The organism is Novosphingobium sp. SG707 (assembly GCF_012275515.1).
Lineage (GTDB): Bacteria > Pseudomonadota > Alphaproteobacteria > Sphingomonadales > Sphingomonadaceae > Novosphingobium.
The window spans coordinates 81,409-104,212 of record NZ_JAAZQL010000005.1; the positions used below are offsets into that span (position 1 = coordinate 81,409).

The 22,804-nt window shown below is 63.9% G+C and carries 21 protein-coding genes; 7 read left to right on the forward strand and 14 right to left on the reverse strand.

Going from position 1 to position 22,804, the window contains the following annotated elements:
* Positions 1-138: 138 nt before the first annotated feature.
* The gene (locus tag FHW92_RS15550; protein WP_168604200.1) at positions 139-1,131 is read left to right on the forward strand and encodes a PQQ-dependent catabolism-associated beta-propeller protein; all 993 of its coding nucleotides are present in this window, start codon (positions 139-141) and stop codon (positions 1,129-1,131) included.
* 139 nt (positions 1,132-1,270) lie between these two features.
* The gene (locus FHW92_RS15555) at positions 1,271-2,650 is read left to right on the forward strand and encodes a porin (protein ID WP_168604201.1); all 1,380 of its coding nucleotides are present in this window, start codon (positions 1,271-1,273) and stop codon (positions 2,648-2,650) included.
* Positions 2,651-2,826: 176 nt separating this feature from the next.
* Here the strand turns inward: FHW92_RS15555 and FHW92_RS15560 are convergent, their stop codons facing one another.
* From FHW92_RS15560 to FHW92_RS15570, 3 genes are all read right to left on the reverse strand, one after another.
* A complete protein-coding gene (locus FHW92_RS15560) occupies positions 2,827-3,198 on the reverse strand; it encodes a c-type cytochrome (protein ID WP_168604202.1) in 372 nt (123 codons plus the stop codon).
* 185 nt (positions 3,199-3,383) lie between these two features.
* Positions 3,384-4,526: an aminotransferase class I/II-fold pyridoxal phosphate-dependent enzyme gene (locus FHW92_RS15565; protein WP_168604203.1), complete on the reverse strand. Its 1,143-nt coding sequence runs from the start codon at positions 4,524-4,526 to the stop codon at positions 3,384-3,386.
* Positions 4,527-4,562: 36 nt separating this feature from the next.
* Entirely contained in the window at positions 4,563-5,831 is a 1,269-nt protein-coding gene (locus tag FHW92_RS15570; RefSeq protein ID WP_168604409.1) for an MFS transporter, read from the reverse strand.
* Positions 5,832-6,093: 262 nt separating this feature from the next.
* Here FHW92_RS15570 and FHW92_RS15575 point away from each other — a divergent pair, with 262 nt between their 5' ends.
* Positions 6,094-7,065: a bile acid:sodium symporter family protein gene (locus FHW92_RS15575; protein ID WP_168604204.1), complete on the forward strand. Its 972-nt coding sequence runs from the start codon at positions 6,094-6,096 to the stop codon at positions 7,063-7,065.
* A gap of 142 nt (positions 7,066-7,207) precedes the next feature.
* On the opposite strand, the gene FHW92_RS15580 is transcribed toward FHW92_RS15575, so the two are convergent.
* Entirely contained in the window at positions 7,208-8,161 is a 954-nt protein-coding gene (locus tag FHW92_RS15580) for an SDR family NAD(P)-dependent oxidoreductase (RefSeq protein WP_168604205.1), read from the reverse strand.
* Between the two features lie 26 nt (positions 8,162-8,187).
* The gene (locus tag FHW92_RS15585; RefSeq protein WP_168604206.1) at positions 8,188-9,066 is read right to left on the reverse strand and encodes a 3-keto-5-aminohexanoate cleavage protein; all 879 of its coding nucleotides are present in this window, start codon (positions 9,064-9,066) and stop codon (positions 8,188-8,190) included.
* 187 nt (positions 9,067-9,253) lie between these two features.
* Here FHW92_RS15585 and FHW92_RS15590 point away from each other — a divergent pair, with 187 nt between their 5' ends.
* Entirely contained in the window at positions 9,254-10,075 is an 822-nt protein-coding gene (locus FHW92_RS15590) for a helix-turn-helix transcriptional regulator (RefSeq protein WP_168604207.1), read from the forward strand.
* A gap of 37 nt (positions 10,076-10,112) precedes the next feature.
* Here the strand turns inward: FHW92_RS15590 and FHW92_RS15595 are convergent, their stop codons facing one another.
* The 3 genes from FHW92_RS15595 to FHW92_RS15605 are packed head-to-tail and all read right to left on the reverse strand — an operon-like array spanning position 10,113 to position 13,248.
* Positions 10,113-11,540 carry an aldehyde dehydrogenase family protein gene (locus FHW92_RS15595; RefSeq protein WP_168604208.1) on the reverse strand — a complete coding sequence of 476 codons (1,428 nt, stop codon included), beginning with the start codon at positions 11,538-11,540 and terminating at the stop codon, positions 10,113-10,115.
* Positions 11,541-11,569: 29 nt separating this feature from the next.
* On the reverse strand, positions 11,570-12,400 hold the full coding sequence (locus FHW92_RS15600) for a glutathione S-transferase family protein (protein ID WP_246870191.1): 831 nt from the start codon (positions 12,398-12,400) through the stop codon (positions 11,570-11,572).
* Positions 12,397-13,248, reverse strand: a complete 852-nt coding sequence (locus tag FHW92_RS15605; protein WP_168604209.1) for a beta-etherase — start codon at positions 13,246-13,248, stop codon at positions 12,397-12,399. Before FHW92_RS15605 ends, FHW92_RS15600 begins: the two co-directional genes overlap by 4 nt.
* A gap of 250 nt (positions 13,249-13,498) precedes the next feature.
* Here FHW92_RS15605 and FHW92_RS15610 point away from each other — a divergent pair, with 250 nt between their 5' ends.
* Positions 13,499-14,158, forward strand: coding sequence for a glutathione S-transferase N-terminal domain-containing protein (locus FHW92_RS15610; protein ID WP_168604210.1), 660 nt, complete (start codon positions 13,499-13,501; stop codon positions 14,156-14,158).
* On the opposite strand, the gene FHW92_RS15615 is transcribed toward FHW92_RS15610, so the two are convergent.
* From FHW92_RS15615 to FHW92_RS15640, 6 genes are all read right to left on the reverse strand, one after another.
* Positions 14,155-14,361: a hypothetical protein gene (locus FHW92_RS15615; RefSeq protein ID WP_168604211.1), complete on the reverse strand. Its 207-nt coding sequence runs from the start codon at positions 14,359-14,361 to the stop codon at positions 14,155-14,157. The genes FHW92_RS15610 and FHW92_RS15615 overlap by 4 nt on opposite strands.
* Positions 14,361-15,137, reverse strand: coding sequence for an SDR family NAD(P)-dependent oxidoreductase (locus FHW92_RS15620; protein WP_168604212.1), 777 nt, complete (start codon positions 15,135-15,137; stop codon positions 14,361-14,363). Before FHW92_RS15620 ends, FHW92_RS15615 begins: the two co-directional genes overlap by 1 nt.
* A gap of 67 nt (positions 15,138-15,204) precedes the next feature.
* Positions 15,205-15,630: a MerR family transcriptional regulator gene (locus FHW92_RS15625; protein WP_172249313.1), complete on the reverse strand. Its 426-nt coding sequence runs from the start codon at positions 15,628-15,630 to the stop codon at positions 15,205-15,207.
* 72 nt (positions 15,631-15,702) lie between these two features.
* On the reverse strand, positions 15,703-17,373 hold the full coding sequence (locus FHW92_RS15630; protein ID WP_246870192.1) for a long-chain fatty acid--CoA ligase: 1,671 nt from the start codon (positions 17,371-17,373) through the stop codon (positions 15,703-15,705).
* 37 nt (positions 17,374-17,410) lie between these two features.
* Positions 17,411-18,712 carry a porin gene (locus FHW92_RS15635; RefSeq protein WP_168604214.1) on the reverse strand — a complete coding sequence of 434 codons (1,302 nt, stop codon included), beginning with the start codon at positions 18,710-18,712 and terminating at the stop codon, positions 17,411-17,413.
* 31 nt (positions 18,713-18,743) lie between these two features.
* Complete coding sequence (locus FHW92_RS15640) at positions 18,744-19,148, reverse strand: DUF2147 domain-containing protein (protein ID WP_168604215.1); 405 nt, start codon at positions 19,146-19,148, stop codon at positions 18,744-18,746.
* 227 nt (positions 19,149-19,375) lie between these two features.
* Between FHW92_RS15640 and FHW92_RS15645 the strand changes: the two genes are divergently transcribed.
* Together FHW92_RS15645 and FHW92_RS15650 are read left to right on the forward strand one after the other, a co-directional pair.
* Positions 19,376-20,497: a thiolase family protein gene (locus FHW92_RS15645; protein WP_168604216.1), complete on the forward strand. Its 1,122-nt coding sequence runs from the start codon at positions 19,376-19,378 to the stop codon at positions 20,495-20,497.
* Positions 20,497-22,803: a 3-hydroxyacyl-CoA dehydrogenase/enoyl-CoA hydratase family protein gene (locus FHW92_RS15650; protein ID WP_168604217.1), complete on the forward strand. Its 2,307-nt coding sequence runs from the start codon at positions 20,497-20,499 to the stop codon at positions 22,801-22,803. Before FHW92_RS15645 ends, FHW92_RS15650 begins: the two co-directional genes overlap by 1 nt.
* Position 22,804 lies beyond the last annotated feature (1 nt).

Here is a 22,804-nt window from a genome sequence, read left to right on the forward strand (position 1 = left end):
TTCTCACCACAAGGCGGTGCCGATGTGCCGGGCCCGCGTCTTTTGATTTCCGTGACGGGAGCTTATGACCCCCTTGATCAGGTCTGTATTGGACCTTGGTGCTATTCATGGGCTGATACGGGGGGATATGCTGCCATCATGACAAAGCAAACTGCGCAGAAATACGCGATTCCCGCCCTGCTTATTGCCCTTTTGGGTAATACGCTGATCCCCAGCCCGGCATCGGCCGAAACCGCCTATGTTTCGAACGAGCGCGGCAACTCGGTCAGCGTGATCGATCTGGCCACGGGCAAGGCGGTGGCGACATGGAAAGTGGGCCAGCGCCCGCGCGGCATTGCCCTGACGCGCGACGGCGCGCAGGTGCTGGTGGCGAGCGGGCTGGATAATTCGGTTGAGCTGCGCGACCGGGCCAGCGGCGCCTTGGTGGCCCATCTGCCATCGGGTCAGGACCCTGAGCAATTCTACCCCTCACGCGATGGAAAACTGTTGTTTGTCAGTAATGAGGATGATGCGGCGATGACCGCCATCGACCTTTCCACCCGCGCCGTGGCGTGGCAGGTGCCGGTTGGCAAGGAGCCCGAGGGCATCACCCAAAGCCCCGACGGCAAGGTGATTGTCGTCACCAGCGAGGATGGCAAGCTGATCTCGTGGATTGACGCGGCCAGTCATCAGGTGGTGGACGCGACCGAGACGGCGGCCCGCCCGCGCCATGTCGAATTTACCGCCGATGGGCGCCAATTGTGGATCGCGGCGGAAATGGGCGGCGTGGTTCAGATCGCCGATCCGGCCACCCGCGCGATCACCGCGACCATCCCTTTCGCCCCGCCCGGCGTTCAGCCGATTCGCGTCATGCCCTGCGGCATCCGGTTCACCCCCGATGGGCGCAAGGCGATTGTCGCGCTGGGCCGGGCCAACCATATCGCCATCGTCGATGTCGCCAGCCATGCGGTCGAGGCCTATGTGAAAGTGGGCCAGCGGCCGTGGCATCTGGCGATCACGCCCGATGGCGCGCGGGCCGTCGTCGCCAATGGCATCAGCGACGATGTCAGCGTGGTGGATTTGGGCACCCGCACCGTCATCGCCACGATTCCGGCGGGCGCGGGGCCATGGGGCGTGGCGATTGCGCCCTGATGCCGAATGGGTCTGATACCTAGGAATAAGCCCGTTCTCCCAAAGTATCAGACCCGAAAGTCCAATTTCAAGAAGGTCCTTTCGCAGCCCATTCTCCCATCACCACAGCAGATAAAGTGGATCGACAAGGGAGAGTATCATGCTCTGGAAAGTTCTGCTCGGCACCGCGAGTGCCGTGGCCATGATGGGTGTTTCGGCCCCGGCCTATGCCGGCAATTCGCAGGCATTGCTCAAGCGTCTGCATGACAAGGGCATCCTCTCGGACGCGGAATATGCCGAACTGGCAAAAGAGGATGCGGCCGAGGCGGCGGCGCCTGCGGCAGCTCCGGTGGTGGCGGGGGACACCACGAAATTCGTGCGCGCCACCGACAGCGGCATCGGCCTGCAGGTTGGTCCGGCCACGATCAAGTTTTCCGGCTCGGTCAACGGCTTCTATGTCTATGACAATGCGGCCAAGCCCGGCGCCAACACGGCCGTCACCGGCGGCATCGCCAGCGTGGGCGGCAACACCAGCGCGGTGCGCAACGGTCTGCTCCCCGGCTTCCTGAAGGTGGACGCCACCACGACCCAGAACGGTTGGGATGTGGGCGCGCATTTCGGCATGTATCCGGGTATCAACAGCGCGGCATGGGGTGCGCTGGGGGCCAACAACGGCGGTCAGCCGACCGCTCTGGCGACTGCGGGCATCGACTTTCGCGAGACCTATCTGACCATTGGCCGCAAGGGTTTTGGTGAACTGAAGATCGGCCGCGCTATCGGCCTGTTCGGTTCCGAAGCGATCCTCAATGACATCACGCTGCTTTCCTCCGGCCCGACCGGGGGCAATGCGGCGCCCGCCAACACCACGCTGGGTCGCATCGGCACCGGCTATATCTACACCGATTTCCAGCCCCAGATGACCTATACGACCCCCAGCATGGGCGGTCTGCAGGCCTCGGTGGGCGTGTTCCAGCCGCTCAATTCGCTGACGGCGGGCGCGCAGAACAATTCCAGCCCCGGTTTCCAGGGCAAGGTGACCTATGACGGCGCCTTCGATGCGGTCAAGCTCCACCTCTGGGCCTCGGGCATCACGCAGGAGCATAAGTTCGTGGCCGGCGGCAGCTATACCGGGCAGGGCCTCGATGTGGGCGCACGCACGACCTATGGTCCTGTCACGCTGGTGGGCACCTATTACACCGCCAAGGGTCTGGGCACGACGGTGCTGAACCTGTTCGACACCGATGCTGCGGGCAAGCCGCGCAGCAGCGAAGGCTATTACGTGCAGGCCGCGCTGACGCAGGGCAAGTTCACCCTCGCGGGCAGCTATGGCGCCAGCTATCTCAACTACACCGACGCCGCCGACCGAGCGGCCAACCCGACGCTGGTGCGCGTGAACAGCAGCGCTGTGGGGCAACTGCGCTATGGTCTGAACAGCTGGGTGACGCTGATCGGCGAATATATCAACTCGAACGCCAAGGCGCATAACGGCAACTCGGCCACCAGCGATGCGGTGGCTCTGGGCGGCATTCTCTTCTTCTAAAGGAAGCATCACTCCCAAGGAAGATCGGGCGCGCGAGGGAAGGCTCGCGCGCCCTTTTTTGTGCGCAGCATTTGGGCGTGAAAAGGGGGGGGCGTGAAAAGGGCAGGCACGAAGAAGGGCGGGAAAGCGCAAGCCTTCCCGCCCTCTTGCGACCCTTTCGGGCTTATCCCGCAGGCTTATTTCAACGTCTTGAGCCAGGCGATCAGTTCGGCGCGCTTGGCCGCGTCCTTGATGCCGGGGAAGGCCATGGCGGTGCCGGGCACCATCTGCATGGGGCCTGCGATCCACTTGTCCAGATTGGCGTCATCCCACTTGAGGTTCGCCTTCTTGAGCGCTTCGGTGTAATTGTGCTTGCCCGTGGCGGCCTTGCGGCCATAGACGCCGAACAGGTCGGGGCCGACCTTGTCCGCGCCGCCCTTGTCCGCATTGTGGCATACCGCACAGCGCGATGTGAAAGTGGCAGGCGTGGGCGCAGGGGCCGCAAAGGCCGTGGTGGCAGGCAGCGCGATACCGCCCAGCGCCGCAATCATGGAAATGGACTTCATCATGGCATCCTCATTCTTGGGGGGATGCCAAGCCATGCCACGATGGGGCGGGGCGGGTGAATTGCACTTTGGGCCGGAATCGCGGCGCAAGTCCTCTCTCCCGGCCGTGCTGCCCTACAGGGCATACTTTATGGGTGGCTAGGGCCGGGGGATAGGGCTGGTGCCGGGAAAAATCGCGGAGGCGATTTTCAAGCAGACAAGGTGCCCTGTCGCGCAAACCAGGGTATCATGCGTTCGATGGCCTCGTTCACCAGCGGGGTTGAGACGGCGAAGCTGAAGCGCATGAAGCGGTGCCCATCGACCGGATCGAAATCCACCCCCGGCGCGCAGGCCACCCCGGTTTCCTGCAAAAGGCGGGTGCAGAATTCCATCGAGTCATTGGTCAGATGGCCAATATCCGCCCAGATGTAGAACGCCCCATCGGGCGGCGCGATCCGGGCCAGACCGAGTGCGGGGAGAGCGGCCAGCATTGCCTCGCGATTGGCGGCATAGGTGGCGATATGGCCCTGCAGTTCCTCGTCGCAATCAAAGGCGATCAGGCCCGCATGTTGCGCCAAGACCGGGGGCGTCAGCATCAGATTGCTCATCCGCGCATAGGCGGCGTCGACCAGATCGTCGGGCGCCACCAGCCAGCCCAGACGCCAGCCCGGCATCGAGAAATATTTCGAGAAGCTGTTGACGATAAGGGCATCGGGAGCATGAACCAGCGCCGAAACGCAAGGGCCGGTATAGGACAGGCCGTGATAGATCTCGTCGGAGATGATGCGGATGCCGCGCCGCGCACAGACCGCCGCGATGGCGGCCAGTTCATCAGGCGCGATGATCGTGCCGGTGGGGTTGGCGGGGCTGGCGATGATGACGCCGTCGGGGGCGGGGTGGATGGCTTCCAAGGCCGCCGCCGTGATCTGATAGCGCTCCGCCGCGCCGCAGGGGATTTCCAGCGGCTCCATATGCAGCGCGCGCAAAGTGTTGCGATAGGCGACATAGCCGGGCCGGGCGCAGACAATCCGCGCGCCCGGCGCAAAGGCGCTGGACAGGGCCAGCAGCAGGGCGGGCGAGGCGCCGCAGGTCAGGATCACCTGATCGGGGCGGATGGTCACGCCCTGCGTTTCGGCATAATGGCGGGCGATGCGCTCCTTCAGGGGGGCGCTTTCCCAATAGCCCTGCGCCTCGGTGTCCAGCACCTGATGCGCCTTGGCCAGCGCGGCGGCGGGCGCGCTGGTCGATGGCTGGCCATATTCCATATGGATCACGCTGCGCCCTTGCGCGGCCAGCTTGTGGGCCAGTTGGCCGATGGCCATGGCGCGGAACGGTTCGATAGGGGCGGTCATGATGCCGCCCCTAGCAGGATCGATCGGGGTTGAAAATCAGTGGGTGGCGTTTTCGCGATGCGGCATGACCAGCAAGGCCGCCGCCGCCACCAGCGAACCGCCCGACATGGCCAGCGCCACCACCGGCAGCCCCAGCTTGGCCTCGAACAGATAGCCCGCGACAATCGGCCCCGTGGCCGCGCCCAGACGCCCCACGCCGATCACAAAGCCCGTGCCCGTGCCGCGCAGGGGAGTGGGAAAGCTCTGGGCGATCAGCGCATAGAAGCCCACGATCACGCTGTTGGTGCAGAAAGACACCGCCGCCGCCGCCAGCGACAGGCGGTTAAGATCCGCCGGAGATTGCCCAAACACCGCCACCAGCACCGTCGAGGCCACCATCATCACCATCAGCGTTGGACGCAGCGGCAGCCGCAGCGCCGAGAGCGAAAACAGAATGGCCCCGATCAACCCGCCGACATTGGCCCACACCAGCACGCCGCCCGCCGCCGAGGCCGGAAAGCCCATGTCGACCACAATCTTGGGCACCCATTTCAGCACGAAGTAGAAGGTCAGGATATGGGAGAAATAGGAGAGCAGCAGCAGCAGGCTGACCGCGCGCAATTCCGGCCCGAACAGATCGGCCACGCGCGCCTTGGGAATGGAGGTGTCCACCGGCGGCAGGGCATCGACCGGCGCATGACCAAAGGCCCGCAGCGACTTGTTGAGCTTTTCCAGCGCGCGCGCCGGGCGGCGGTGCAGGATCGCGTTGATGGGTTCGGGCATCAGCAGCGGCACCAGCGGCAGCAGGATCAGCGCCAGCCCCGCGCCCAGATAGAACACATCGCGCCAATTGCCCGTCACTAGCATCTTGCTGGCGATCGTGCCGCCCACCACCGCGCCCAGCGGATAGCCCGCCGCCATCAGCGCCACGCCCGCGCTGCGCCAGCGGGTGTTGGCATATTCGGCGGCCACCGCATTGGTCGCGGCCAGCATGCCCCCGATGCCCAGCCCGGTGAACAGACGGATCACCGCCAGCGAGGTGACATCCCAGGCCATGGGCGCGGCGATCATGCCCGAGGCCATGATGACCAGACAGATGACCATCGTGGGAATGCGCCCCAGCCGATCGGTCAACCGGCCCAGCAGGATCGAGCCCGCCGCCATGCCAAAGATTTCCATCGACAGGACATAGCCGAGCACCTTGCGATCGACATGCCATTCGGCCGCGATGCCGGGCGAGGCAAAGCTGATCGAGAGCACATCGAACCCGTCCAGTGCATTGAGCAGCGCGCACAGGGTAATGCCCACGATCTGGCGCCAGCCCATCGGGCTGTCGGCCAGCAGCCGGCGCGGATCAACAGGGTTTAGGGGCGCAGATGCCAAAGTCTTTCTCCATCCTCTCGATACCGCCTTTATTAACGCGGGTTAGACTGTTGATGCCCGTTGTCGGGCGATCCCGCAAGGGAATCGTCGCGCTTAATTGGTTATGCGTCATAGCGATATGACAGCGCGATCCCGCGTGCAAGCCGCAATCCTGCGGCAGGAGCGCCATCTTGCCCTTGCGGGCGGTAATCTCTAGGCAGGAGACATGCTTGACCGTCTCAAATCCGCGTTCGACCCTTATATTCTGGCGCTGCTCTCCACAGTGGCCTTTGCTTCGGTGCTGCCTGCGCGGGGCATGGGGGCGAACTTGTTCGACCATGCGGCGGATGCGGCCATTGTGCTGCTGTTCTTTCTGCACGGCGCCAAACTCTCGCGCGAGGCGATTGTGGCGGGCGCGGGCCATTGGCGGCTGCATCTGGCCACGATGGGCACGACCTTTGCGCTCTTTCCTCTGCTGGGGCTGGGGCTGGCCGCGATTCCGGGGCTGCCCGCGCTGGTCGCTTCGGGCATGCTGTTCCTGACGCTCCTGCCCTCGACGGTGCAAAGCTCGATTGCCTTTACCTCGATCGCGCGGGGCAATGTGGCCGCGGCGGTCTGTTCGGCCTCCTTCTCCAATCTGGCGGGCATTTTCATCACGCCGCTGTTGGCCAGCCTGCTGATGGGCGGGTCGGGGGCCAGCATGTCGTGGGGCTCGATTGAAAAAATCGTGCTGCAACTGCTGCTGCCCTTTGCGCTGGGCCATGGGCTGCGCCCGGTGATCGGCAAGTTCGTTTCTCGGCACAAGGCGATGATCGGCTATGTGGATCGCGGCTCGATCCTGCTGGTGGTCTATACCGCCTTTTCCGCCGCCGTGGTCGAGGGCCTGTGGACCCATCTGCCGCTGTGGGAACTGGGGCTGATCGCCGGCCTCAGCGCCATGCTGCTGGCGGTGGTGCTGGCCGCCACATGGGGGCTGGGCGCGATGCTGGGGTTTGAGCGGGCGGACCGCATCGTGCTGCTGTTCTGCGGCTCGAAGAAGTCGCTGGCCAGCGGTGTGCCGATTGCGGGCGTCCTGTTCCCGGCGGCGCAGGTGGGGGTGGTGATCCTGCCGCTGATGCTGTTTCACCAGATCCAGTTGATGGCTTGCGCAGTGATCGCGCGCGCATTGGCGCAGGACGAGAAGCAAGAGTCTGTTTGAAAATTCGCCGAAAGAGGCGAATTTCAGGCGGCACCGGCCCTCTCCCCCGGCCCTACCACCCACAGGGTACACTCAATGGGTGGTAGGGCCGGGGGAGAGGGCCGGTGCCGTGGCGTGACACGGATGTGTCACGCCAACAGCATTACGCGTCCGCAGGCTGCTTGGCGCAGCGTGCTGATTGTTCGGCGAAAATCGGATTGTCGAGCAGGAAGAAGATCTCCTTGGCGCGGGCCTCGTTCACTTCCTCATCGGGCACGCTGGCCATGATCGCATCAAAGCGGCGCTGCATGCCGGGGCCGAATTCCGGGTGGGTCAGGATATAGAGATCGTTGCGGCGGATGCCCGCCAGCACGCGCTCGCCCACCTCGTCCTGGCTCATCCACAGCGGCGAGACAGGGCGGGCTTCCAGCTCTTCCTCGCGCTTCAGATAGCCGGTGTCCTGCTTCTTGTCCTCGGGGCGCAGCTCGCCGGAATGGGCGATGTTCGATTGCACCGGGCCGGGGCAGAAGGCCGAAATGCCGATGTTGATTGCCGCCAACTCGCCGCGCGCCGCCTCGGTGATGCCGATGATCGCCGCCTTGGCCGCCGAATAGATCGCCGAATAGGAGATCGGGATCAGCCCGCTCTGTGACGACGTGGTGACGACCTGCCCGCCCTCGCCATGGGCCTTGATGCGCGGCAGGATGGTGACGAGGCCATTGATGACCCCGCCAAGGTTCACCCCCATGCCCCAGTCCCAATCGTCATAGCGCGCATCCATGATCGGGCCCATCACGCCGATCCCGGCATTGCCGACCAGGATGTGGATCTTGCCGAAACGCGCCTCGGCCTTGTCGGCGGCGGCGGCGAAACCGGCGCGGTCGGTCACGTCGAGCTGGACGGTTTCCACCTGATCGTCAGCGCCCAGCGAAGCCTTGGCCTCGGCCAGCGCGCTTTCGCGGATGTCGGCGATCACCACATTGGCGCCGGCCCGAACCAGCGCGCGGGCAATGCCAAGGCCGATGCCATTGGCGCCGCCGGTGATAAAGGCGGTGCGCCCGCGCACATCGGCCATCGGGGTGGTGTTCTGCGGCGCGGCGGGGGGAGTGTAAGCCATGATCCTCTCCTTGATATTTGTATGATTTAGTTCTTCAAGCCCAGCATCTTGCGCGCCTCGCCGGGCGTTGCCAGATCCGCGCCCAAATGGTCGATCAGCTCGACCGCCCAATTGACCATATCGGCATTGCCTGCGGCCTGCTTGCCCTTGCGCAGATAGGTGCTGTCCTCAAACCCGGTGCGCACATGGCCGCCCAGGAGCACCGATTGCGCCGCCATGGGGAAGGAATGGCGCTGAATGCCAAAGCCGGTGAAGGTCGCGCCGCGCGGCAACTGGTTCTTGGAATATTGCATGGCTTCGGGTGTGGCGGGCAGGCCATATTTGGTGCCCAGCACAAAGGTATAGGGCGAATGGGCGGGCAGCGCGCCCTCGGCGATCAGATCCTCGGCATAGACGAAATCGCCCGCCTCGAAGCACTCGATTTCCGGCAGAACGCCCGCGTCCTGAATCATATGGCCAAGGCGCGTGACCATCGGCTTCAGATTGATCGCCGCCCCGCCCCACAGGTTCATCGTGCAGATGTCGAGCGTGCACATATCCGGTTTCAGATCGAGGATATGCTCCAGCCGCTTTTCGGCGGTGAACATCAGCGTGCCGGGGCCGGGCAGGCTGGGGTCTTCCTCGCTCTGCATCCATGTGCAGCCCGGCCCGGTGGTGACGTTGAGGATCACTTCGCTGTTCTTCGCGCGGATCAGGCCGACCACCTCGCGGTAATCCTCCAGCTCGGTGCTGGGATGGCCGGTTTCGCGGTCGCGCACGTGCAGGTGGATGATCGAGGCCCCGGCGGCGGCGGCGTCCAGCGCTTCCTGCGCCACATGCTCGGGGCGGAAGGGGAAATTGGGATGCTTGGGCAGCGGCCATGGCGAACCGGTGACGGCGCAGGTGATAAAGACCTTATCGGCCATTGAAAGTCCTCTCCTCTATGGGAACTTTTGGGGGGGAAATGTTCTGATTCATGACCTATGCCCGTCTGGCAGGTGTTGAACAGGCCTGTGTCTGTGCCATTATTGAGAGTAACAGGCAGAACAGGCTTTCGCGATGTCCTATATAGTGTAAGGGGCGCCGAAAGAAATACGGGCAAGAGGCAAGGATATGGCGCAAAGAGAGGAACTTACCCGCTTTCTGAAAGCCGCGCGCGGGCGCTTGGCCCCCACCGACGTGGGTCTGCCCGCCGGTGAGCGTCGCCGCACGCGGGGGTTGCGCCGCGAGGAAGTGGCCACGCTCGCGGGCATGAGCGTCACATGGTACACATGGTTCGAGCAGGGGCGCGAGGTGCAGCTTTCCGCTGCGATGATCGAGCGTTTGGGCAAGGCGCTGCGTCTGGAGCCACAGGAGCGCGAGTTCCTCTTTGCGCTGGCCCAGCATCGTCCGCCGCCGCTGACGGGCCGGGCCGACGAGGCGGTGCGCCCATCCACCCAGCAATTGATGGACAGTCTGTCGATTCCCGCGCTGGTGATTGTCGAGGATTGGACCGTGGTGGGCTGGAACGCGCTGGTGACGCAGCTTTTCCGTGATTACGCGCCTTTGCCGCGTGAGGAGCGCAACCTGTTCCGCATCCTGATGCTCAATGAACGCTATCGCGCCGACCCGGAGCGCTATCGCGAAATGGCGCGCCGTCTGGTCGCGCGCTTCAAGTGGGATTACAGCCGCACCGCCCAGCCCCAGGTGTTCGAGACGCTGATCGCCGAGATGCAGCAATCCTCCGACCTGTTCCGCGAATATTGGGAAGCCGCCGAAATCCGCAGCCATTTCGAGGATGTGAACAGCGCCACGCTGCCCGATGTGGGCGAGATCGCCTTTCACCACACGTCCTATGCGATCGAGGAAGTGCCGGGCCAGCGCCTGATCCTGTTCGCCCCCGCCGATCCGGCCAGCGCGGAGAAATTGCGCCGACTGGCCGCCGAGATGGCTTGAAAAAGAAGGGGTGCGGCGCACCGCACCCCCATTTCCATTACGCCGGAAGCGCGCCGATCACCGACTTGACCTCCAGATATTCCTCGAGGCCGAATTTGCCGAATTCGCGGCCATTGCCCGATTGCTTGTATCCGCCAAAGGGCATGTCCATCGCCAAGCCGCCCGCGTTCACATAGACCGACCCGGCGCGGATCTTGCTCACGATGGTCTTGGCCACGGCCGGATCGCCCGCAATATAGGCGCCAAGGCCATAGGGCGTGTCATTGGCGATGGCGACCGCCTCATCCAGATCCTTGTACGGCAGGATGACCAGCACCGGGCCGAAGATTTCCTCGCGCGCAATCGCCATGTCATTGGTGACATTGGCAAACACGGTGGGCTTGACGAAATAGCCCTTGTCCACGCCCTCGGGCAGACCAAGCCCGCCGGTGACCAGCGTGGCGCCTTCCTCGATGCCCTTGGCAATCAGGCCCTGGATCTTGTCGAACTGGGCCTTGTTCACCACCGGGCCGATATGGCCGCCCTCGGCCAGAGGATCGCCCACCGGCTTGCCGCCAAAGATTTCGCCCGCCAGCTTGGCCGCCTCATCATGCTGCGAGACATGAACCAGCATGCGCGTGGGCGCGACGCAGCTCTGCCCCGAATTGAGCAGCACGCCGCCGCAGCCGCCGGGCAGCGCCTTGTCGAGCGGCGTGCCGGGCAGGATGATGTTGGGCGATTTGCCCCCCAGTTCCTGCGTCACGCGCTTGACCGTATCGGCGGCCGCCTTGGCCACCATGATCCCGGCGCGGGTCGATCCGGTAAAGCTGATCATGTCGATATCGGGATGGGCGGCCATCGCCGCGCCCACGCCCGGCCCGTCGCCCTGCACCAGATTGAACACGCCCGCGGGTACGCCCGCTGCAGCCAACACTTCGGCAAAGACGGCGGCGCAGGTGGGGGCTTCCTCGCTGGGCTTGAGCACGATGGTGCAGCCCGCCGCCAGCGCCGGGGCCACCTTGGCGACGATCTGGTTCATCGGCCAGTTCCACGGGGTGATGAGGCCCACCACCCCGATCGGCTCGCGCACGACCTTGTTGTCGCCAATCTTTTCCTCAAAATCATAGGCCTGCAAGGCGGCCAGCGCATTGGCCAGATGGCCAAGGCCCGACCCGGCCTGAGCGGTCGAGGAGGTGCTGATCGGGCAACCCATTTCGGTGCTGATCGCCTCGGCAATATCGCCGATTCGCGCCTTATAGGCCTCGATGATCGCGCCCAGCAGGGCGATGCGCTCTTCCTTGGTGGTCTGGCTGAAGCTCTCGAACGCGCGGCGCGCGGCGGCCACGGCGGCATCCACGTCAGCGGCGGTGCCCAGCGTGATCTGGCTGGCCGCGCCTTCGGTGGCCGGGTTGATGACGGTGTGGGGCGTGCCGCCGATGCTGTCGACCCACTGGCCGTCGATGAAATTCTGCGGATAGTTCTTCATGGAATTGTCCTTCTGTCAGCCGGGGAGCGTCAGGTAGTGATCAGGCCAAGCTCGGCATCGCCGGCAGCGTGGCCCCATTTGTCGCGGGGAGGCATGGGGCGGGTGTCCCATGGCGGATCGAGGGTGAAGCTGGAGACTTTGCGCCCTTCGGGAATGCGGCCATTGCCGCCGCCCTGGGCATAATCGTAATAGAGCGTCATCAGTTCGCGGTGGCTGTGGATTTCCGCCACGGCGGGATGCGACAGGCAGGCCTCGCGCCAGCGCAACACGCGCGTGAGGTTCTGCGGCACCGCATAGTCCTCGTAATATTCAAGGAACCACAGGCGCTTGAACATGGGGGCAAAGGCGACCTCAGCCCAGCCGAAGCGGTCGAACAGGTAATCCCCATCCGGCGCATAATCGCGCAGGAAAGCATCGAGCCTTGCATATTGCGCGTCGACCTCGGCCTTCAAGGCGTCCCTCTGCGCAGGATCGCGGTTCAGGATCATCCGGTATCCCGCCCCGGTGAATGCCCCGTCGGTGGCGCACAGCATCTGCTCCACGGCATGTTCATAGGGGTCGGACCGCGCGATGCGGACGCCGGGAAACCGGTCGTCGAAATAGCGCAGGATGACCATGCTCTCCTTGAGCACCGCGCCATTTTCCAGCTCCAGCGCGGGCAGGGCGGTGGTGCCCCGCGTTTTGCGCAGCAGCCATTCCGGGCGGGGGCGCGAAATGTCGATGTCATGATGGGCCAGCCTTTCGGCCAGCCCTTTCAGTGACAGCAGGATCTCCACCCTTTCGGAAAAGGGGCAGCCCGGAATGTGATACATCCGCAAGGTCCCGCCGGGCGGCTCCTGCTCGCCAGAAGTATGCATCATGCGGGCGCTTTCTCGCCTTTTCCGGTGATATGGGCGGTTTCGGCCGCCGTGCTGGCCGGGCCGGTGTTGCGCTTGACAAGACCCGCCACCAGCGAAGGCCCCTTGGCGAAGGGCTCGGGATCGCCCTCGCGCATTTTCAGGCCGAACAGCGGGCTCATGCCCGGAATGCGGCCCAGACCGCCATAAAGGTCGAAACCGCGGTCGATCCAGTCGCGCAGCGGGTCATCCTCGGTCATCGGCGGGGTGTCGGCCACGCTGGCCGCCCAGAGGAACACCGCCAGCGCGCGATAATCGGCATAATTGGGCGTTTCGCCGCCCAGCCATTTGTGTTCGCGCAGAATACCGCGCAGCAGCTCCAGTTCGGGCAGCACCTTGGGGAACACATCCTCGCGCCCCACGATCAGCTCTTCCATCGGCTTGCCCCACATGCGCAGGCGCGATTCGGTGATATACTGGATGTCATGCGGGAAGCAGCGGTCGCGATATTGCACGGCAAAGCAGCGCGCCCACGGGCCGACCACCGTCTTCCACAACCAGGTTTCGAGGAACTGGGTCAGCACCTTGACCGAAGGATCGCCGATCAGCGTGGGCCGGTCGGGATATTTGGCATCCAGATATTCGGCGATCAGCCAGCTATCGAGCACATATTCGCCGTCATCGCAGATCACCGGCAGGCGTTCGGACCGCCCGCCGGTGCGATCCAGAATGCCGGTGAACCCGCCCGGCACCACATCGAGGTCAAAGCCTTTGTGTTTGACAGCATATTTGGTGGCCCAGACGAAGGGGCTGGTGGTGCACCCGCTTTCGTGGGTCAGATCGAAAAAGGTGATCTTGTTATCCTTGGCCATGGACCGCTCCCGCTGATTTGTTTTTGGGGTGTGTTTGTATGTCTTACTGTCAATTTGGGGCAAGGTTTGGGCGCTGCCAAGGGGGAAACGAATACTATCAGCAAGAGTAACAGGATGGCGGCGCGGACGATCCCGTTCGGCGAAACTGTCCCCTGCGAAACTGTCATCGCCAATGATAGCGGGGGCGCTGGCCTTGTTGCGGGGGCGGGGGCGTGTTTGTTGCGCGCAGCAAAGGATAAGGGATGCCGCGATGCTCGAACTCTTTACCTCCGAAACGCCCAATGGCTGGAAAGTCACGATCCTGCTTGAGGAGCTGGGCGTACCCTATAAGGTCACCCCGATTTCGCTGACCAATCAGGAGCAGAAGACGCCGGAATTTCTGGCGATCAACCCCAATGGCAAGATCCCCGCGCTGGTCGACGATGGTTTCGCCGTGTTCGAATCGGGCGCGATCCTGCTCTATCTGGCCGAGAAATTCGGCCGTTTCATCCCCGCCGACGTGCAGGGGCGCAGCCGAGCGATCCAATGGGTGATGTGGCAGGTTTCCGGCCTCGGCCCGATGATGGGGCAGGCGACGGTGTTCAACCGCTATTTCCCGGAAAAGCTGCCCTCGGTGATTGATCGCTATACGCGCGAAAGCCGCCGCCTGCTGGGCGTGCTGGATGCGGCGTTGGAGGGGTGTGATTATCTGGCGGGCGACTATTCGATCGCCGACATCGCCTGCTTCCCATGGGTGCGCGGGCATGACTGGGCCGGGGTGACGCTGGATGGCCTGCCCAATATCGCGCGCTGGATGGGCGATATCGGCGCGCGGCCTGCGGTTCAGCGCGGACTGCTGATCCCGACCCCGCCGACGCCTGAGGAAATGGCGGCCAAGACCACCACGCAGGGTAAATCTATTCTGGCCTAATAGCCCTCGAACAGGTCCAGGAAGGCCACCACGTCATTGTCGGTGGCGATGAACAGGCCTTCCTGTACCTCGGCGCTTTGCTGTTCGGCGATGCGCATGGCTTCGCTCAGCGGGCCGTAGAACAGGGTGGTGGCCGCCCCGCCTTCCGGTCCGCCATCCAGATGATAGAGGCGGACCGAGGCATCCTGATAGGTGGTGCGCATTACTTGCGCGCCATGGCCAGCGGCGAAAAGGCCTGCGCCACGGGCATGATCTCGATCGAATTGACGTTCAAATGTTCGGGCAGGCGCAATACCGCCTCGACCGTCTGGGCCACATCATCGGCCGAGAGCGGCTTCATGCCCTGATAGACGGCGGCGGCCTTGTCCTTGTCGCCGCCAAAGCGGACCTGTGAGAACTCTGTCTCGCAGGCGCCCGGCTCCAGCGAGGTGACCTTGACCGGCGTGCCCAGCAGATCGGCGCGCAGGCCCAGTGAGAACTGGCGCACAAAGGCCTTGGTGCCGCCATAGACATTGCCGCCCGGATAGGGATAGGTGGCTGCAATGCTGGCCACATTGATGACATGGCCGCGCCCGCGCGCCACCATGCCGGGCAGCACCGCATGGGCAATGCGCACAACGCCCGTCACATTGGTTTCGATCATGGTTTCCCATTCGTCCAGATCGGCGGTATGCGCCGGCCCCAGACCCAGCGCGAGACCGGCATTGTTGAACAGGATGTCGATCCCGGCAAAATTCTCGGGCAGGGCGGCCAGCAGTTTCTCACCGCAGTCCTTTTCCGTTACGTCCAGCTCGATGGTCAGCAGGCGGTCGGTATTCGCCTGCGCGGCCAGTTCATTCAGCCGCTCGCGGCGGCGCCCGGTGGCGATCACCCGCGCCCCGCCCGCCAGCAACCGCAGCGCCACCGCCCGGCCAAAGCCCGAGGTAGCCCCCGTCACCAAGGCGATGTGGTTTTCGGCCCAATTGGCGGTGTCACTCATGGTCGGCTCCTGCTGCGTTGCAATATAGGCGCAGGAGATAGGGGCGCGATCCGCCCCCGGCAAGCCTTTACCCGCCCGCCGCCGCGATCTCGGCCAGCGTTTCAGCTTCCAGCTTTTTCAGCTCGCCCACGGTTTCATCAATCGCCGCCCTTTGCCGCGCCAACAGTTTCAGCCTTTCGCGGATGCGGCGCAGCAGCAGCTTGGATTGCTCGACATGCTCCGGGTCGGCATCATAAAGGTCAAGGAACTCGCTGATCTCGCGGATGGTGAAGCCCAGCCTTTTGCCGCGCAGGATCAATTGCATCCGCGCCACCTCGCGCCTTGCATAGATGCGCGTGTTGCCCACCCGTCGCGGCTCGATCAGGCCCTTGTCCTCGTAAAAGCGCAAGGTGCGGTGGGTGACGCCCAGCATCCCGGCGACCTCCTGAATCCCCATCAGGTCGCGGTTTTTGCCAGTGTCCTCCAGCCCGGTCTCCTCCAGTTTCGCGTCCATCTCACTATCCCCCATCGGCCTATTCGACCAAAATGTTGCGCTTTTCGCAAGGGGCCAGAAGGCCAAAGGATATCAGGGCTGACCCTCGCGTTTGCGGCGCTCCTCCTCCACCAGTTCCTTTTTCGACAATTTGCCCACCAGCGTGCGCGGCAGATGGTCGCGGATCTCGATCTCCTTGGGGATCTCGATCTTGTTGAGATAGTCGCCAAGGAAGGCCAGTAATTCCTGCGGCGTGGCCGTCATCCCGGCGTGCAGCTTGATGAACAGCTTGGGGCTTTGTCCGCGATAGGCGTCGGGGATGCCGATGGCGATGGCTTCCTCCACCGCCGGGTGGTGATAGGCGGCATCCTCAATCACGCGGGGATAGACATTGAAGCCTCCGCACAGGATCACATCCTTCATCCGGTCAACGAGGAACAGATAGCCTTCGTCATCCAGATAGCCGATGTCGCCGGTGCGCAGCGCGCCATCGACAAAGGTTTTTTCGGTGTCCTCAGGCCGGTTCCAATAACCCTTCATCACTTGAGGCCCGCGCGCGCAGACCTCGCCGCGCTCGCCCATGGACAGGATTTCGCCACTTTCCGGGTTGCGGATCTCGATCACCGTGGCGGGAAAGGCCGGGCCGCAGCTGTTGTCCTTGATCCGTCCGTTGATCGGGTTGCAGGTGATGATGGGCGAAGCCTCCGACAGGCCATAGCCCTCGGTGATGATCGCGCCCGTCAGCTTTTCAAACGCCTGGCGCACATCCAGCGGCAGCGGCGCCCCGCCCGAAACGCAGGCCGACAGATGCGACAGATCGGGCGCCTCGCCCGGCGCCACCTCATTGTTCATCGCCACCCAGATCGTGGGCACGCCAAAGATGATCGTGGGCCGCGTCCGCTTGATCGTGCCCAGCATCTGTTTGAGGTCAAACCGGGCCAGCAGCACGATTTCCGCCGCGATCTCGATGGAAAAGTTCAGCACCGTGGTCAGCGCAAAGACATGGAACATCGGAAGCACGCCCAGCACGCGCTCTTGCTCGCTCATCGCATGGCCCAGATGGGCCAGCATTTGCGCCGAATTGGCGGTCAGATTGGCATGGCTGAGCATCGCGCCCTTGGGCGTGCCGGTGGTGCCGCCGGTATATTGCAGCACGGCCAGATCATGGGGATGACGCTCGATGGCGGGCAAATCGCCCTTGCGCTCGATCAGGCGGAAGAAGCCGATATGCAGATCGTCCTCGGAATAGCGCGCATGTTCGCGCCGTTTCAGCACCCGCCAGCCCAAGGACTGCAGCGTGGGCAGGATGGGGGCGAGCGGACACATCACGATCTTTTCAATGCCCGCCGCCGGGCCGACCTCGCGCACCTTGGCATAGATGCTGGCCACATCGGGCACCGCGATCATCCGCGCGCCGGAATCGCGGATCAGGTGATCCATCTCACGCGGGGTATACATCGGGTTCAGATTGACGATCACCGCCCCGATTTTGAGCGCGGCAAAATACATCACCACAAAATAAGGCGTGTTGGGCAGGCACAGCGCAAAGCGATCCCCCTTGCGCAGGCCCAGCGCGTAAAGCCCGCGCGCCGCCCGGTCGGCCAGACGCCCAACCTCGCCATAGGTCCATGTGCGGCCCAGAAAGTCGAGCGCGATTCTTTCGGCATGATGCTCGACCGCCTTGTCCAGCAGATCGGTGATCAGCCGCTCCTGCGGCATCCACCCTTCCTGCCCAAAGGTCTTGGCATCATCCGTTGCAATCATCGCTCGCCCTTTCCGTTATTTTATCGTTATTTATGCGTCAGAGGGTAAATCGGCCGCCCAGCGCGAAGATGAACACATGCGCCGAATTGACCGTGCCGTTCATCAGGATCGGCGTTTGCGCGGCGGTGCCGACATAGGCCGCCGTGGTGCGGTTGATCGGCCCGCTGTCCAGCGTCAGATAATTGACGCCGACATCGACGGCGAAACGCTTCGACATCTGATGCGTGGCCCCCATGGCAAAGACCCAGCGGTTGGTGTCGGGCACACGCGCATCGCGCTCGGTGTTACGCACCGGGGTCAGATCGCGCGCCACGCCGCTGCGCAGCGTCCAGCGCGGCGAAACGGCCACATCCACGCCCACCGCATAGCTCCAGCTGTCGCGGTAATTTTCGGGGATGGCGGTATTATACGGCGCGGCCAGACGGATTGCGTCAAACTTGGACCATCCGCTGGCGGTGGCCTGCGCGTTCAGCGTGATGGCCGGGGTCACGGCGTAACGGACGCCGAAGATCGCCTGCCACGGCGTGCTGAAACTGGCCGAGGTGTTGACCGTGCCATTGTTGGCCGCCAGCGGCCCCAGCAGGCCCGCGACCGTCACCGACCCGTTGAGCGTGTGCTTGATCGAGGACTTATAGCTGGCGGCGATACTTACCGGGCCGCGCTGAAGCTGGAAACCGGCCGACCAGCCCATGTCCCAGCCGTTGCCCGACAGTTTCTGCGACCCGTCGGCCAGCAGCGGCGAGAGGTTGGGCAGGGCATTGCCCAGTTCGGCCTTGGCATATTCGATATTGGCCGCCGCCCCGATACGCAAGCCGGGCAGCACTTCGATGGCGATGCCGGGCTGGATGTCGATGGTCAGCAGTGAGGTGCGCAGCGCCGAATAGCGCGCCCAGCTCGTCGTGGCGTAATCGGTGGTGAAATTATACGGCGCGGTGATGGCCAGGCCCAGCGCCACCTTGTCGGTCAGGCCATAGGAGATCGCACCGGTGGGCACGACGCCGTTTTCAATGGGGTTGCTGCTCACCTGATCGCCGCCCACGGGCGCGGGCGCCTGTCCGGGGCGCACGATGATCGTGTTGGCGTTGTTCATCTTGGCCGCGGGCAGGATCGCGCTGGCCCCGGCATGGATGGCGAGGCCCTTTTGCCCGGCAATCGCGGCCGGGTTCCACCACAGGGATTCAGGGCCGGTATCGGCCACTTCGCCCGAATAGGCGCGGCCCGTGGCCTTGGGGCTTTGTTCGACGATATAGAAACCGCTGGCCATCGCCTGCGCCGGGATCAGACCCAGCAGCAGCGCGGAAACCTTGGCGGCACGTGAAAATTTGCGAACCGAAGTCATATTTTGCCTCCCCTTCATGGGATTGTTGCGGTCAGCGCAAGCGCTTCCAGGTCTGGCTCTTGCACAAAGGCCAGACGATGCAACCCTTTACCTTGAGCGTGTCATGGTCGATCATGGTCAGCGTGGCCTGATAGGTGCCGCCGTCATCGCCATTATAGATCGTGCCGCCCGCCCATTCGCCGCCCTTGGCATGAAACCCCTGAAGGATCGTCAGGCCCTTGAGCATCCGGTCGCGCTGGGCGGCATCCTTGTTCTTGGTGTCGCGCAATTGCGGATTGGTGCGCAGCGCATCGGATTCCACCAGTCGCCCGCAGATCGATGGCCCGCAGGCGGCAATTTCCACCACGCCATGCTTCGTTTCGGTCTGCCACCGGCCCAGCGCATCCTGGGCGGATGGCACGGCGGCGGCCGCCAATATCCCTAACAGGGCAATCATCCTTTCGGCTCCTTCTCCTGATCGGCGCATTGGGGAAAACCCCAATTGCGCGGAACCGCAGGCGCTTAGGTGCTTTGCTGCACTCTGGTCCTTGCGGCGAATCAGTGTATGCCTCAAAAATTGGTTGACGTATAGGGAAAGTTCGGCACCATTAGTGCAGAAGGGTGCGGGGCGCGATTCCCGTGCTACAGTCCCGGCCAAATAATTCGACAAAAAGAGGATGTGCGATGCGTAATGTGGTGATCGCGGGCTATGCCCGTTCTCCTTTCCATCTGGCGGGCAGGGGTGCTCTGGCCCGTGTGCGTCCTGATGATCTGGCCGCCGATGTGGTGCGCGGATTGATCGCACGGACCGGGGTGGATGCCGCCGCGCTTGAGGATCTGATTGTCGGCTGCGCCTTTCCCGAGGGTGAGCAGGGCTTCAACATTGCCCGCCTGATCGGCCTGATTGCCGATTTGCCGCTTTCGGTTGGGGGCATGACGGTCAACCGTTTCTGCGGCTCCTCGATGAGCGCGATCCATTATGCTGCGGGCCAGATCCAGCTAGGTGCCGGCGAAGTGTTCATTGCCGCAGGCGTTGAATCGATGAGCCGCGTGCCGATGATGGGCTTTAATCCGATGCCCAATCCGGCGCTGGCGAAAAAGAGCGCGGCCTATCTGGGCATGGGCGATACGGCTGAAAACGTGGCGGCCAAATTCGGCATCAGCCGCGAGGCGCAGGAAGCCTTTGCCGTCGAAAGCCAGCGCAAGGCGGGCGAGGCCATCGCGGCGGGCCTGCTCTCCGATGAAATCGTGCCCGTGGGCGGCGTCGATGCCGATGGCACCCCGCGCCCCGGCACCACGGCCGAGGCTCTGGCGGCCCTGAAGCCTGCGTTCAGCGCAACCGGCAGCGTGACGGCGGGCACCGCCAGCCCGCTGACCGATGGCGCCGCCGCCGTGCTGGTGTGCAGCGAGGAATTTGCCGTGGCCAATGGCCTGCCGATGCTGGCGCGGATCAAGTCGGTGGCGATCAGCGGATGCGCGCCCGAAATCATGGGCATGGGCCCGGTCGAATCCAGCCGCAAGGCGCTGGCCCGCGCGGGGATTTCGGTGGGCGATCTTGATGTGATCGAACTCAACGAAGCCTTTGCCAGTCAGAGCCTTGCCTGCATCGGCGAGCTGGGTCTGGACGTTTCCAAGGTCAACATCGATGGCGGCGCGATTGCCATCGGCCACCCGCTGGGCGCAACCGGCGCGCGCATCGTCGGCAAGGCGGCCAGCCTGTTGAAGCGCACCGGGGGCCGCTATGCGCTGGCCACGCAATGCATCGGCGGCGGGCAGGGGATCGCTACGGTTCTGGAGGCCATCTGATGAAAAAGCTCTGTGTGATCGGCGCCGGAACCATGGGCGCCGGTATTGCCGCGCAGGCGGCCAATGCGGGCGTGCCGGTGCTGCTGCTGGATATTGTGCGCGATGCTGCGGACCGCAATTCCGTTGCGGCGGGCGCGATTGAGCGGCTGAAAAAAGCCGAACCGGCGGCCTTTATGAGCAAGGCGGCGGCGAAGCTGGTCGAGGCGGGCAATATTGACGACGATCTGGGCCGGGTTGCCGAATGCGACTGGGTGATCGAGGCGATTGTCGAGAAGATCGAGCTGAAGCACGCGCTGTATGAAAAGCTGGAAAGCGTGCGGCGGCCCGGAACGGCGGTGTCGTCGAACACCTCGACAATCCCGCTCGAACGCCTAATCGAGGGGCGCAGCGAGGCCTTCGCCCGCGATTTCCTCATCACCCATTTCTTCAACCCGCCGCGCTATATGCGCCTGCTCGAAGTTGTGGCCGGGCCCAAGAGCGATCCCGAACTGGTCGCCCGCGTGTCCGATTTTGCCGACCGCGCGATGGGCAAGAGTGTGGTGCGGGCCAAGGACACGCCGGGTTTCCTTGCTAATCGCGTGGGCACATACTGGCTTCAGGCGGCGATCAATGCGGCCTTTGAATTGGGCGTCAGCGTTGAGGATGCCGATGCCATCGGCGGCAAACCGATGGGCGTGCCCAAGACCGGGATCTTCGGTCTGGTCGATCTGGTGGGCATTGATCTCATGCCCTATCTCAAGGCCAGCCTGACCAGCACTCTGCCCGCCAACGACCCGTATCAGGCGATTGCCCATGACCATCCGCTGATCCTGAAAATGATTGCGGACGGCTATACCGGGCGCAAGGGCAAGGGGGGCTTTTACCGGATCAACAAGGAAGCCGGGAAGGTCAAGGAAGCGATCAACCTGAACACCGGGGAATACACCAAGGCGGCCAAGCCGGTGTCGATCCCTTCGGCGGCGCAGAAGGACCTGCGCGCGCTGATTTCCGCGCCGGGCGTGGTGGGCGCCTATGCTTGGGCCGTGCTGGGGCCGACACTGGCCTATGCGGCGGGGCTGATTGGTGAGGCATCGGATGATATCCTGGCCATCGATACGGCGATGAAGCTGGGCTATAACTGGAAATATGGCCCGTTTGAGCTGATCGACCGGATCGGGGGCGCCGATTTCGTCGCCCGCCTGCAGGCCGGGGGGCGCGAGGTTCCCGCGATCCTGACGCTGGCCGATGGCCGCCCGTTTTATCGTGTCGAGGAAGGGCAGCGCCAATATCTGGGCGCGGATGGCGCATATCACGCGATTGCCCGGCCCGAAGGCGTGCTGCTGCTGGAGGATATCAAGGCGGCCTCGAAACCGTTGTTGAAAACCGCTTCGGCGGCGCTGTGGGATATTGGCGACGGCGTGGTGGCGCTGGAGTTCACCGGCAAGATGAACGCGCTCGATGGCGAGGTGATGAAGCTGATCGAGAGGGCGATTCCGCTGGTGACCGAGCAGTACAAGGCGCTGGTGGTCTATAATGAAGGCTCGAATTTCTCGGCCGGCGCGAACCTCGGCCTTGCCATCTTTGCCATCAACATCGCCGCATGGGGCGAGGTGGAGAAACTGGTCGCGGGCGGACAGAAGGCGTATAAGGCGCTGAAATATGCCCCCTTCCCGGTGGTCTCCGCGCCCTTTGGCATGGCGCTGGGGGGCGGGTGTGAAATCTGCCTCAATGCCGATGCGGTGCAGGCCCATGCCGAAACCTATATCGGCCTTGTCGAATGCGGCGTGGGGCTGATCCCCGGCTGGGGCGGATGCGGCGAATTGATGGTCCGCGCCGCCGAAAGCCCCAAGGCGCCCAAGGGACCAATGCCACCTGTGGCCAAGGCGTTCGAGACGATTTCGACCGCAACGGTCGCCAAATCGGCGGCCAATGCCAAGGAGATCGGCTATCTGCGCCCCGGCGACGGCATCACCATGAACCGCGACCGGTTGCTGGCGGATGCCAAGGCGCGGGCGCTCTCGATGGTGGAGGGTTACACCCCGCCCACGCCGCCGGTATTCCGCCTGCCCGGCGCCAGCGGCAAGACGGCGCTGGAGCTGGCGGTCAAGGGTTTCCGCGCGCGGGGTCTTGCGACGCCCTATGACGAGGTGGTGGCCGACAAGCTGGCTACCGTTTTGACCGGGGGGGACGCCGATGTGGTCGATACTGTGACCGAAGAGCAGCTATTGGCGCTGGAGCTGCGCGAATTCATGACGCTGGTGCGCGATAGCCGCACGCAGGCGCGGGTGGAGCATATGCTGACCACCGGCAAGCCGCTGCGCAATTGAC

What these genes read in the sequence shown, in the direction of transcription:
- FHW92_RS15580 (WP_168604205.1), bottom strand. Translation starts at nt 8,161, where the DNA reads ATGGCTTACACTCCCCCCGCCGCGCCGCAGAACACCACCCCGATGGCC.
- FHW92_RS15565 (WP_168604203.1), bottom strand. Translation starts at nt 4,526, where the DNA reads ATGACCGCCCCTATCGAACCGTTCCGCGCCATGGCCATCGGCCAACTG.
- FHW92_RS15570 (WP_168604409.1), bottom strand. Translation starts at nt 5,831, where the DNA reads ATGGGCTGGCGCCAGATCGTGGGCATTACCCTGTGCGCGCTGCTCAAT.
- FHW92_RS15650 (WP_168604217.1), top strand. Translation starts at nt 20,497, where the DNA reads ATGAAAAAGCTCTGTGTGATCGGCGCCGGAACCATGGGCGCCGGTATT.
- FHW92_RS15625 (WP_172249313.1), bottom strand. Translation starts at nt 15,630, where the DNA reads ATGGACGCGAAACTGGAGGAGACCGGGCTGGAGGACACTGGCAAAAAC.
- FHW92_RS15595 (WP_168604208.1), bottom strand. Translation starts at nt 11,540, where the DNA reads ATGAAGAACTATCCGCAGAATTTCATCGACGGCCAGTGGGTCGACAGC.
- FHW92_RS15555 (WP_168604201.1), top strand. Translation starts at nt 1,271, where the DNA reads ATGCTCTGGAAAGTTCTGCTCGGCACCGCGAGTGCCGTGGCCATGATG.
- FHW92_RS15575 (WP_168604204.1), top strand. Translation starts at nt 6,094, where the DNA reads ATGCTTGACCGTCTCAAATCCGCGTTCGACCCTTATATTCTGGCGCTG.
- FHW92_RS15635 (WP_168604214.1), bottom strand. Translation starts at nt 18,712, where the DNA reads ATGACTTCGGTTCGCAAATTTTCACGTGCCGCCAAGGTTTCCGCGCTG.
- FHW92_RS15585 (WP_168604206.1), bottom strand. Translation starts at nt 9,066, where the DNA reads ATGGCCGATAAGGTCTTTATCACCTGCGCCGTCACCGGTTCGCCATGG.
- FHW92_RS15605 (WP_168604209.1), bottom strand. Translation starts at nt 13,248, where the DNA reads ATGGCCAAGGATAACAAGATCACCTTTTTCGATCTGACCCACGAAAGC.
- FHW92_RS15620 (WP_168604212.1), bottom strand. Translation starts at nt 15,137, where the DNA reads ATGAGTGACACCGCCAATTGGGCCGAAAACCACATCGCCTTGGTGACG.
- FHW92_RS15560 (WP_168604202.1), bottom strand. Translation starts at nt 3,198, where the DNA reads ATGATGAAGTCCATTTCCATGATTGCGGCGCTGGGCGGTATCGCGCTG.
- FHW92_RS15645 (WP_168604216.1), top strand. Translation starts at nt 19,376, where the DNA reads ATGCGTAATGTGGTGATCGCGGGCTATGCCCGTTCTCCTTTCCATCTG.
- FHW92_RS15600 (WP_246870191.1), bottom strand. Translation starts at nt 12,400, where the DNA reads ATGATGCATACTTCTGGCGAGCAGGAGCCGCCCGGCGGGACCTTGCGG.
- FHW92_RS15610 (WP_168604210.1), top strand. Translation starts at nt 13,499, where the DNA reads ATGCTCGAACTCTTTACCTCCGAAACGCCCAATGGCTGGAAAGTCACG.
- FHW92_RS15550 (WP_168604200.1), top strand. Translation starts at nt 139, where the DNA reads ATGACAAAGCAAACTGCGCAGAAATACGCGATTCCCGCCCTGCTTATT.
- FHW92_RS15630 (WP_246870192.1), bottom strand. Translation starts at nt 17,373, where the DNA reads ATGATTGCAACGGATGATGCCAAGACCTTTGGGCAGGAAGGGTGGATG.
- FHW92_RS15615 (WP_168604211.1), bottom strand. Translation starts at nt 14,361, where the DNA reads ATGCGCACCACCTATCAGGATGCCTCGGTCCGCCTCTATCATCTGGAT.
- FHW92_RS15640 (WP_168604215.1), bottom strand. Translation starts at nt 19,148, where the DNA reads ATGATTGCCCTGTTAGGGATATTGGCGGCCGCCGCCGTGCCATCCGCC.
- FHW92_RS15590 (WP_168604207.1), top strand. Translation starts at nt 9,254, where the DNA reads ATGGCGCAAAGAGAGGAACTTACCCGCTTTCTGAAAGCCGCGCGCGGG.